Below are 9895 nucleotides of genomic sequence, written 5' to 3'. Positions count from 1 at the left end.
ACCACGGCCACCCGGCCCGCCACCACGGCCACCAGCAGCGCAGGCCAGCCGGACTGCGCGAACGCCAGGGACTGCACCAGGATCGTCACCGCCACCGCGGCGACCCCGAACGGGCCCGCGGTGCCGTCGCGCATCACCGCCAGCGCCCGCTCGGGCGGGCCGTAGCACCCCAGCCCGTCGACAGTGTCGGCCAGCCCGTCGATGTGCAGGCCGCGGGTGGCCAGTAGCAGCACCGCGACCGCCAACACCCCGGCCAGCGCGCTGCCGTCGCCGAACGCCCAGAAACCGGCGGCGAGTACCGCAGCGGCCACGGCGCCCAGCGCCGCGCCGGCGACCGGGAGCGCACTCAACACCCCGCGGCCGGCGTTCGCCGACACCCTCAGTGGCACCGGAAGTACCGTCGCGAACGCGAAAGCCCCCACCACCGAACGGATCACGGCACGCCTATTCTCCGGGGATCCCGGCTTCCTCGAACGTCGCCATCGACGCCAGGACCGCGACCGCGGCGCGCAGCACCGGCAGCGCGACCAGCGCGCCCGATCCCTCGCCGAGACGCATCCCCAAGTCGACGATCGGCTCCAGGTCCAGATGGCGCAGCGCCAGCGTGTGCGCCGGTTCGGTGGAGCGGTGCCCGGCCTGCCACCACAGCCGCGCTCCCGGCGCGAGGCGCTCGGCGGCCAGCGCAGCCGCCGTCACCACCACCCCGTCCAACAGCACCGGGGTGCGGCGCACGGCGGCCTGCGCGAGGAAGCCGGTCATCGCGGCCAGATCGGCGCCACCGCAGATCCTCAGCAGCGCGATCGGGTCGGCTGACAGGCGTTTGGTGCGGTAGAGCGCGTCGCGAATCGCTGCGGTCTTACGGGCCCAGCCCGCGTCGTCGATGCCGGTGCCGCGGCCCACCACGGCCACCGGTTCGGTGTCGGTCAGCGCAGCGATCAGCGTGGTCGCAGGCGTGGTGTTGCCGATGCCCATGTCGCCGGCGATGAGCAGGTCGGCGCCCGAGTCCACCTCTTCGTCGGCGATCCGGCGGCCCGCGTCGATAGCCCGCACCACCTCGTCGGGCGTCAGCGCGTCCTCAACGGCGATGTTGCCGCTGGAGCGGCGGATTCTGTCGGCACCGATCGCCGCGGACAGCGGCTCGGCGGTGTCGACGGACATGTCGGCGACTCGCACCCCGGCGCCCGCCACCTCGGCCAGCACGTTCACCGCCGCGCCGCCGGCAGCGATGTTGGCCACCATCGCCGCGGTCACCTCGGCCGGATATGCAGACACCCCCGCGGCGGCCACGCCGTGGTCTCCGGCGAACACCACCACCCGGGCCCGCTCGAACTGCCTCGGCGGACACGCACCCTGGCACGCCGCCACCCAGACCGACAGGTCTTCGAGGCGGCCCAGCGCGCCGACCGGTTTCGTCAGCGCCGTCTGCCGGACCCGCGAAGCCTCCGCGGCATCGGGATCAGGCGCGGCGATGTCAGGAAAGTACGCCACCTCCGGCGTCACGCAACGCGGGTGCCGCGTTCGACCTGCGGCCGCGGCGCACGCATACGACGCAGCTGCGAGGCGCGGCTGGCGGCGTAGAAGCCGAGCTTCCAGCCGGTCTCGGTGTTGTCCGGGAACTTTTCGTCGGCCATCCGGTTCACCTTGCGGCCCAGGAAGAAGCCGTCGATCACCATGATCAGCACCAGCACCAGCATCGCCGGCGACAGGAACGCCTGCACCTGGACCGACGGCACCGCCAGCATCACGAAGATCAGGAACAGCGCCGACGGCATGAACAGCCCCAGCAGGTTGCGTCGCGAATCGACGACGTCGCGCACGTAGCGGCGCACTGGGCCGCGGTCGCGGGGGAGCAGGTAGGCGTCCTCGCCTGCCATCATCCGCTCGCGGCGCTCCGACATCTCCGCCCGGCGCACCACGCGCTCGGCCTTGCGTTCCTCACGGGACAGTTTCGGGCCGCGCATCTCTTTGCGGCGCTTCCTGGCCTCGGCGGCCGTCATCGGCGCCGGCGCGACCGGACCGCGCCTGCGGGCGGCCTGGTTGCGCTTCGGTGTCGGCTTGCCCTTCGGCGCCGTCCTCGCGCGTTCGGCCGCCGCGGCTGCCGCGGCCTCGGCGCTGTTGTCGGCGCGGGGCGCGGAGTCCCCGGAGTCTCCGGCATCGTCGTTCTTACGGCCCAGCAGTTTCACGCCTGCCAGGTTACTTCTCGGCCGCCGGGCGACCCAATCCACGGCGACCTGCGCCCGCCCGGCAGAGGTCATAGTCTGCCGTGGTGACAGCCATACTCATCGCCCCCGACTGTTTCGGGGACAGCCTGACCGCGGTCCAGGCGGCCCGGTGCATCGCCGAGGGCTGGCAGCGGTCGCGGCCGCAGGACGTCATAACCCTGGCCCCGCAGTCCGACGGCGGGCCCGGGTTTGTCGAGGTGCTGGCGGGCCGGCTCGGCGAGGTGCGCACCGCGACGGTGTCCGGACCCCTCAACGCCGACGTCGAGGCCCAGTGGGTCTTCGACGACACCGCGCCGGCCACCGCGTACATCGAATGCGCGCAGGCCTGCGGACTGGCTTTGCTCGGCGGCCCGCCGACCGTGCGCACCGCACTCGACGCGCACAGCAGGGGAGTGGGCCAGCTGATCGCCGCCGCCCACGCCGCGGGCGCCCGCCGCATCGTGGTCGGCCTCGGCGGCAGCGGCTGCACCGACGGTGGCCGGGGCATGGTCGAGGCGCTCGGCGGACTGAGCGCCGCACGGGATCTGCTCGCCGGCGTGGAGCTCATCGCCGCCAGTGACGTCGAACACCCGCTGCTCGGGGCGAAGGGCGCGGCCGCGGTGTTCGGACCGCAGAAGGGCGCCGACCCCGACACCGTCGCCGTCCTCGAAGAGCGCCTGACGGCGTGGGCCCGACAACTCGACGCCGTGGCGGGGCGGGTGATCGCCGACGAACCCGGCGCCGGCGCGGCCGGCGGTCTCGGCGCCGCACTGTTGGCTCTGGGCGCCCGGCGCGAATCCGGCGCCTCGATCATCGCCGAGCACACCGGCCTCGGGGCCGACATCGCCGCCGCCGACCTGATCATCACCGGAGAGGGCCGTTTCGACGACCAGTCGCTGCACGGCAAGGTCGTCAGCGCGCTCGCCGCAGGCGCCCGGTCACACCGGATCCCGGTGCTGGTGCTGGCCGGTCAGGTCACGTTGGACCGGACCGCGCTGGACAGCGCAGGGATCGCGGCGGCGCATTCGATCGCCGAGTACGCCGGATCGGTCCAGCGTGCGATCGACGACGCGGCCGCCCAGCTCACCGGACTGACCGCGCAAGTGGCGGGAAGCTGGGCATAGATGGGGAATACCGTGCCAACGGGGTACCGTTGACGGGAGTGGGGTCAGACCTAGTAGGGCCGTCTCGGCCCAAATCGGCCCCGACCACGCATATATCCACACGGGAGATTTCATGACTGTTCAGGACGAGTCGGCAGTGCAGGCAGGCCAGGCCACCGACGCCCAGCACGGAGTGACCCTGACGGATGCCGCGGCAACCAAAGCCAAGGCGCTCCTCGACCAGGAGGGTCGTGACGACCTGGCGCTGCGGATCGCCGTTCAGCCCGGCGGCTGCGCCGGCCTGCGCTACAACCTGTTCTTCGACGACCGCACCCTCGACGGCGACCTGACCGTCGACTTCAACGGCGTCGCGCTGACGGTCGACCGCATGAGCGCCCCCTACGTGCAGGGCGCCAGCATCGACTTCGTCGACACGATCGAGAAGCAGGGCTTCACCATCGACAACCCGAACGCCACCGGCTCGTGCGCCTGCGGCGACTCGTTCAACTGAGCTAGTACTGCCCGGCCGTGCGCGGCAGGTAGGAGCAGACCAGGACCTCGTCGTCGATCGAGAGCACCTGAGCCACCGCCTGCTCGTCGCCCTCACGCGGCTGCGTGCGTGACGAGCCGCTGGCCGGCACCACCCGCATCGTGAAGAGCACCTGGGCCTGCGTCGGCGAGGACAACACCATCTTGTCGATCGCGGTCACCTCGGCGCTCTCGTACTGCTTGCGGAACGCATCACTGGACAGATTCGCCAGTGCCAGATCGGAACGCCGCTCCTTGACCGAGTCGAACAGCCCGCACAGCGTGTGCCGGGCGACCGCCTCGTCGTCACCGTTGGTCAGCGCGTCCAGATAGTTCTGGATCGCGGCCTGGGCCGCGGACTCGGTGAGCGTCCCCGGCGCGGCGGTGTCCTCGCGTCCGGCGGTCACCGCGACCGCGGTGACGCCGATCAGTGCGACGACGGCCACGGCCGCGACGGTCGGGATGATCCACGGACGCTTGCGCCTGGGGTACTGCACCGGCGGCGGCAGCGGACCCGGATAGGCCGCGGCGGGGCCGCCGTTCGGGTACGGCGTCCCCATCGGCGGGTAGCCGGGCGGCGGGTAGCCCTCCGGATACATCTGCGGGCCTGCTGGTCCTGCGCCGTATCGGGGCGGGTACGGACCAGTCATGGATTTACTCCCGGGGAAGTCAGTCGGATCCTGCGGCATCTACAGTGACCGGGCAGGCACTTATAGGCAGGTTAGCGCAACACGCGGCAGTGGCCTCGTCGGCGGCGAAGTCGCGACGGGCCCGACCTGGTGCCTCGAAAGGCCGACCGGCCCGGCCGACATTAGGCTGAGACACCGAAACGACGAAGGGTGGACTGCGTGACCATTGCGGTGACGGGATCGATAGCGACCGATCATCTGATGCGCTTCCCGGGGAAGTTCTCCGAGCAGCTGCTGGCCGACCACCTGCAGAAGGTGTCGCTGAGCTTCCTGGTCGACGATCTCGTCATGCATCGGGGCGGCGTCGCGGGCAACATGGCGTTCGCGATGGGCGTGCTCGGCGGAAGCCCGCTGCTGGTCGGCGCGGTCGGCGAGGACTTCGACGACTACCGGCAGTGGCTGACCTCGCACGGCGTGGACTGTGACAGCGTGCTGGTCTCGCGGAACGCGTACACGGCACGGTTCGTGTGCACCACCGACGAGGACATGGCGCAGATCGCGTCCTTCTACCCCGGCGCGATGTCGGAGGCCCGCAACATCAAGCTGGCCGACGTCGTGGAGCGGGCCGGCCGGCCCGACCTGGTGATCGTCGGGGCCAACGACCCCGAGGCGATGTTCCTGCACACCGAGGAGTGCCGGAACCTCGGGCTGGCGTTCGCCGCCGATCCGAGCCAGCAGCTGGCCCGGCTGTCCGGCGACGAGATTCGCAAGCTGATCGACGGCGCGGCCTACCTGTTCACCAACGACTACGAGTGGGATCTGCTGCTGCAGAAGTCCGGCTGGTCGGAGGCCGAGGTGATGGGCCAGATCCAGCTGCGGGTCACCACCCTCGGTGAGAAGGGCGTGGACCTGGTCGGCCGCGACGGCACCTTCGTGCACGTCGACGTGGTGCCCGAGACGTCGAAGGAAGACCCCACCGGCATCGGCGACGCGTTCCGCGCCGGCTTCCTGACCGGCCGGGACGCCGGCCTGTCGCTGGAGCGGGCTGCGCAGCTCGCCTCGATGGTGGCCACGCTGGTCCTCGAGGCTCCGGGACCGCAGGAGTGGACCTGGAACAAGGACTCGGCGGTGCAGCGCCTCACCGATGCGTACGGCGCCGAAGCCGCCGGGGAGATCGCCGCCGCGCTTTAAGGCTGCACAGCGCTTTAAGGCTGCACAGCCCTTTAAAGCTGCACGGGGTAGGTCGGCTCGCTGATCTGCGGGGTCACCGTCTTGTCGACGAAGATCGCGTACCACAGCATGAAGATCAGCACCGTCCACAGCCGGCGGCTGTGATCGGTGGTGCCGCTGCGGTGTTCGTCGAGCATGGCGCGCACCGCAGCGAGGTCGACCAGTCGGCCCGCGCCGGACGACCCGACCATCCCGTACGCCCAGTCCAGCAGTTCGCCCGAACGCAGCCAGTGCCGGATCGGCACCGGGAACCCGAGCTTCGGCCGGTTCAGCACGTGGGCGGGCACGATCGGCTCGAGAGCCCGCCGCAACGCGTACTTGGTCGTCGACCGGGTGATCTTCTGGTCGTACGGCAGCCGTGACGCCACCGCGAACACCTCGGGATCCAGGAACGGCACCCGCAACTCCAGCGAGTTGGCCATCGTCATCTTGTCCGCCTTGACCAGGATGTCGCCGCGCAGCCAGGTGAACAGGTCGATGTGCTGCATGCGCGCCACCGGGTCCCACCCGCGCGACTCGGCGTACACGGGGGCGGTGACGTCGGTGTGCACCCATTCCGGTCGGAAGCGCGGCAGCACGGCGCGCAGTTGCGCGTCGGAGAAGCTGCGGGCGTTGCCGTAGTAGCGCTCCTCGAGCGTCAACGACCCGCGGTGCAGCAGACTCTTGCCCCGCATCCCCTCCGGCAGCGGCTGGGCCATCCGGCCGACCGACTTGCGCAGACCCGGCGGCAGGAAGTCGAAAGGCTTCAGCGACAACGGCTCCCGGTAGATCGTGTAACCGCCGAACAACTCGTCAGCGCCCTCGCCCGACAACACCACCTTGACGTGCTTGCGGGCCTCTTTGGCGACGAAGTACAGCGGCACCAGCGCCGGGTCGGCCACGGGCTCGTCGAGGTACCAGACGATCTCGGGCAGCGCCTCGACGAACTCGGCCTGGCTCACCACCTTGGTGATGTGCCGTGCGCCGATCGCCTCGGCCGACGCGACCGCGACGTCGACCTCCGAGAAACCCTCCCGCTCGAAGCCCGTGGTGAACGTGATCAGCCGTGGGTTGTGCCGCATCGCCAGCGCCGCGATCGCGGTCGAGTCGATGCCTCCGGACAGGAACGAACCCACCGTGACGTCGGCCCGCATGTGCTTGGCGACCGAGTCCTCCAGGGCTGCGGTGATCTCGTCGTAGCGGGCCTGCTCGGCGCCCGGAGTCGAACGGGACGGAAACGGCACCGCGTCGAACCGCGGCTTGAAGTAACGCGTCACCTCGGGCTGCGCACCCGGCCGGATCCGCGCGTAGCTGCCCGACTCCAGCCGGCGGATGCCGCGGTGCAGCGTCTCGGGCTCGGGGACGTACTGCAGCACGGTGTAGTGCTGGACCGCGCGCTCGTCGATCCCCAGGTCGATCCCGAGACCGTCGGCCACATCGAGCAGACACTTCTTCTCGCTGCCCACCACGGTGCCGCCCGCGCCGGTGGCCAGATACAGCGGCTTGATCCCGAACGGATCCCTGGCGCAGAACAACTCCTGGTTCACGCTGTCCCACAGCGCGAACGCGAACATGCCGCGCAGCCGGGTCAGCGCCTCCGGGCCCCAGTGGTGATAGGCGACCACGATCGACTCGCCGTCACCGTCGGTGTGGAACACCGCGCCGAACTCGGAGCGCAGCGCTTCCCGGAGCTCCAGATAGTTATAGATCTCACCGTTGAAGACCAACGTGTAGCGGTTCGGCGCCTCCGGCGGGCCCCACTGCAGCGGCTGGTGGCTGTGGGCGATGTCGATGATCGAGAGCCGGTTGAAACCGAGCACCACCCGGTCGTCGTTCCAGGTGCCCGGCTCGTCCGGGCCACGGTGTCGCATCTGAGCGGTGGCCCCCGACACCGCATCGACAGTGGTGGGGGATACCTCAGAGGAAGGGCCGGTGACCAGCGCAAGCAGTCCGCACACCGCGCCAGTATGCCTAATCCACCGGTCGCTTCGCGTCGCGCCAGGGGCGTGGTCTACGCTGCGTAGTATTCGATGCAGCCGTCTGACCGGCCGCCGGTCAATCGACTAAGTAGGAGGCGCCAACGTGTCCGCTCGCGGCGTGAAGTTGGTGGCATTGTCGCTGCTCTTGGGCACGACGGCGGTGCTACTCAGCGGATGCAGTTGGTCGGAGGTGCTCGGCCTCGGCTGGCCCAACGGCATCACCCCGGAAGCTCACCTGAACCGCGAACTGTGGATCGGTTCGGTCATCGCAGCACTGGTCGTCGGTGCGATCGTCTACGTCCTGCTGTTCTGGACGATGGCGTTCCATCGCAAGAAGAAGACCGACACCGAGTTGCCGCGCCAGTTCGGCTACAACATGCCGCTGGAGCTGACGCTGACGGTCATCCCGTTCATCATCATCTCGGTGCTGTTCTACTTCACCGTGGTCGTGCAGGAGCGGATGCTGCACAAGGAAGACAACCCCGAGGTCGTCATCGACGTCACGGCGTTCCAGTGGAACTGGAAGTTCGGCTACCAGAAGATCGACTTCGCCGACGGCACGCTGACCTATGACGGTGTGGACGACGAGCGCAAAGAGGCCATGACCTCGCGCCCCGAGGGTGTGGACGAGCACGGCACCGAGCAGGTCGGCGCGATCTACGGCAAGAACCCCGAGGACCGCACGTACCTGAACTTCAACAAGGTCGAGACCCTGGGCACCTCCACCGAGATTCCGGTGCTGGTCGTTCCGGTGGGTAAGCGGATCGAGTTCCAGATCGCCTCGGCCGACGTGATCCACGGGTTCTGGGTGCCCGAGTTCCTGTTCAAGCGGGACGTGCTGCCCAATCCCAAGGAGAACAACTCCGACAACATCTTCCAGATCAGCGAGATCAATCAGACCGGCGCCTTCGTCGGCCGGTGCACCGAGATGTGCGGCACCTACCACGCGATGATGAACTTCGAGCTGCGTGTGGTGGAGCCCAACGACTTCAAGGCGTACCTCGATCAGCGTTCCGCTGGGAAGACGAATGCCGAAGCGCTGGAAGCGATCAACCAGCCCCCGCTGGCGGTCACCACCAAGCCTTTCGACACCCGTCGCGGTGAGGGTGCGCCCGAGCTGCCCCAGGCGAGCAGGTAAGGACAGCAGATGCATATCGAAGCCAGGTTGTTCGAGTTCCTGACGGCGTTCTTCGCCCTGTGCACCGTGGTGTACGTGGTGCTGACCTACATGTTCTCGCCCGGCGGTATCGAGTGGGCAGGCAGCACCGCGCTGGCGCTGACCACCGGCCTGTCGCTGATCGTCGGCACGTTCTTCCGGTTCGTCGCCCGCCGCCTGGACACCCGGCCCGAGGACTACGAGGACGCTGAGATCGCCGACGGCGCAGGCGAGCTCGGCTTCTTCAGCCCGCACAGCTGGTGGCCCATCTTCATCGCGCTGTCCGGTTCGATCACCGCTGTCGGCCTGGCCATGTGGCTGCCGTGGCTGATCGTGGCCGGCGTCTGCTTCGTCATCGCCACCGTGTCCGGGCTGGTGTTCGAGTACTACACCGGGCCCGAGAAGCACTGATCCGGCGTCGGCGCGAAGGTCACAATCGGGCATGAGTTCGCCCGCAACTCGCGTCGAGCCGTCCGATCGGATGCTGCCGTTGGGTAGTGTTGCCGAGGCGCCATGAGCCGCCCCGGCGCACGGTGCCGGAGAAGCAGTCGAAAAGGATAGACGTAGATGAGCGGGCCGAATCCTCCCGGGCAGGACTCTGGCAGCTCTGGCCTCCCCGACGAGGGGCCGGCTGACCACCAGCCCAGCCCCGATGACCCCACCCGGGACATCAGCAGTCCCGATACCGGCCAGACCGACTTCTATTCGCGCGCCTACTCGGCGCCGGAATCCGAACAGTTCGTCAGCCCGCAGTACACGCCGGGCGACGCGTCGCTGTACGACTACGACAGCTATGACGCGAACGCCGACGCCGAGCTGCCTCCGCCACCGCGGTGGCCGTGGGTGGTCGGCGTCGTCGCGATCGTCGCCGCCATCGCGCTGGTGGTGTCGGTGTCGGTGCTGGTGACGCGGTCCGAGACGGACAACCTGGCCACGCCTTCGCCGAGCACCACGTCCCTGCCGCCGGTCCAGGACGAGTTCACCACCACCACGACCCCGCCGCCTCCACCGCCGCCGACGACCGAGGAACCTCCTCCGCCACCCCCGCCGGAGACGGTCACCGTCACCGAGCCGCCACCTCCGCCGCCCC

General features: G+C 69.5%; 10 protein-coding genes and 1 pseudogene. 6 read left to right on the top strand and 5 right to left on the bottom strand.

What is annotated here, in order from left to right:
* The 3 genes from MVA01S_RS26575 to MVA01S_RS26565 all read right to left on the bottom strand — a co-directional run.
* On the bottom strand, positions 1-437 hold a 437-nt coding region (locus MVA01S_RS26575), incomplete at its 3' end, for an adenosylcobinamide-GDP ribazoletransferase (protein ID WP_174538997.1).
* 7 nt (positions 438-444) lie between these two features.
* Complete coding sequence (gene cobT, locus MVA01S_RS26570) at positions 445-1500, bottom strand: nicotinate-nucleotide--dimethylbenzimidazole phosphoribosyltransferase (RefSeq protein WP_003933090.1); 1056 nt, start codon at positions 1498-1500, stop codon at positions 445-447.
* On the bottom strand, positions 1497-2183 hold the full coding sequence (locus tag MVA01S_RS26565) for a DUF3043 domain-containing protein (RefSeq protein WP_003933089.1): 687 nt from the start codon (positions 2181-2183) through the stop codon (positions 1497-1499). Before MVA01S_RS26565 ends, cobT begins: the two co-directional genes overlap by 4 nt.
* Positions 2184-2263: 80 nt before the next feature.
* Here MVA01S_RS26565 and MVA01S_RS26560 point away from each other — a divergent pair, with 80 nt between their 5' ends.
* A complete protein-coding gene (locus tag MVA01S_RS26560) occupies positions 2264-3325 on the top strand; it encodes a glycerate kinase family protein (protein WP_003933088.1) in 1062 nt (353 codons plus the stop codon).
* Between the two features lie 112 nt (positions 3326-3437).
* Positions 3438-3815, top strand: coding sequence for a HesB/IscA family protein (locus MVA01S_RS26555; RefSeq protein WP_040542928.1), 378 nt, complete (start codon positions 3438-3440; stop codon positions 3813-3815).
* 1 nt (position 3816) lies between these two features.
* Here the strand turns inward: MVA01S_RS26555 and MVA01S_RS26550 are convergent, their stop codons facing one another.
* Positions 3817-4482, bottom strand: a complete 666-nt coding sequence (locus tag MVA01S_RS26550; RefSeq protein WP_040542926.1) for an Rv0361 family membrane protein — start codon at positions 4480-4482, stop codon at positions 3817-3819.
* A gap of 198 nt (positions 4483-4680) precedes the next feature.
* Between MVA01S_RS26550 and MVA01S_RS26545 the strand changes: the two genes are divergently transcribed.
* A complete protein-coding gene (locus MVA01S_RS26545; RefSeq protein WP_003933085.1) occupies positions 4681-5652 on the top strand; it encodes a carbohydrate kinase family protein in 972 nt (323 codons plus the stop codon).
* A gap of 32 nt (positions 5653-5684) precedes the next feature.
* Here the strand turns inward: MVA01S_RS26545 and asnB are convergent, their stop codons facing one another.
* On the bottom strand, positions 5685-7628 hold the full coding sequence (asnB, locus tag MVA01S_RS26540) for an asparagine synthase (glutamine-hydrolyzing) (protein WP_040542925.1): 1944 nt from the start codon (positions 7626-7628) through the stop codon (positions 5685-5687).
* A 124-nt stretch (positions 7629-7752) separates the two neighbouring features.
* Here asnB and ctaC point away from each other — a divergent pair, with 124 nt between their 5' ends.
* From ctaC to MVA01S_RS26525, 3 genes and pseudogenes are all read left to right on the top strand, one after another.
* Positions 7753-8787: an aa3-type cytochrome oxidase subunit II gene (gene ctaC, locus MVA01S_RS26535; RefSeq protein ID WP_040542924.1), complete on the top strand. Its 1035-nt coding sequence runs from the start codon at positions 7753-7755 to the stop codon at positions 8785-8787.
* A 9-nt stretch (positions 8788-8796) separates the two neighbouring features.
* Positions 8797-9216 (top strand): cytochrome c oxidase subunit 4, encoded by a 420-nt coding sequence (locus MVA01S_RS26530; RefSeq protein WP_003933082.1) that lies wholly within the window; start codon positions 8797-8799, stop codon positions 9214-9216.
* Between the two features lie 156 nt (positions 9217-9372).
* Positions 9373-9895: pseudogene (locus MVA01S_RS26525) on the top strand (hypothetical protein); the annotation flags it as partial.

Source organism: Mycolicibacterium vaccae NBRC 14118 = CIP 105934 (genome assembly GCF_001552715.1).
GTDB classification, from domain to species: domain Bacteria; phylum Actinomycetota; class Actinomycetes; order Mycobacteriales; family Mycobacteriaceae; genus Mycobacterium; species Mycobacterium vaccae.
Note: the sequence above shows the minus strand (reverse complement) of the source record. Positions and strands in the feature narration are given on the sequence as shown.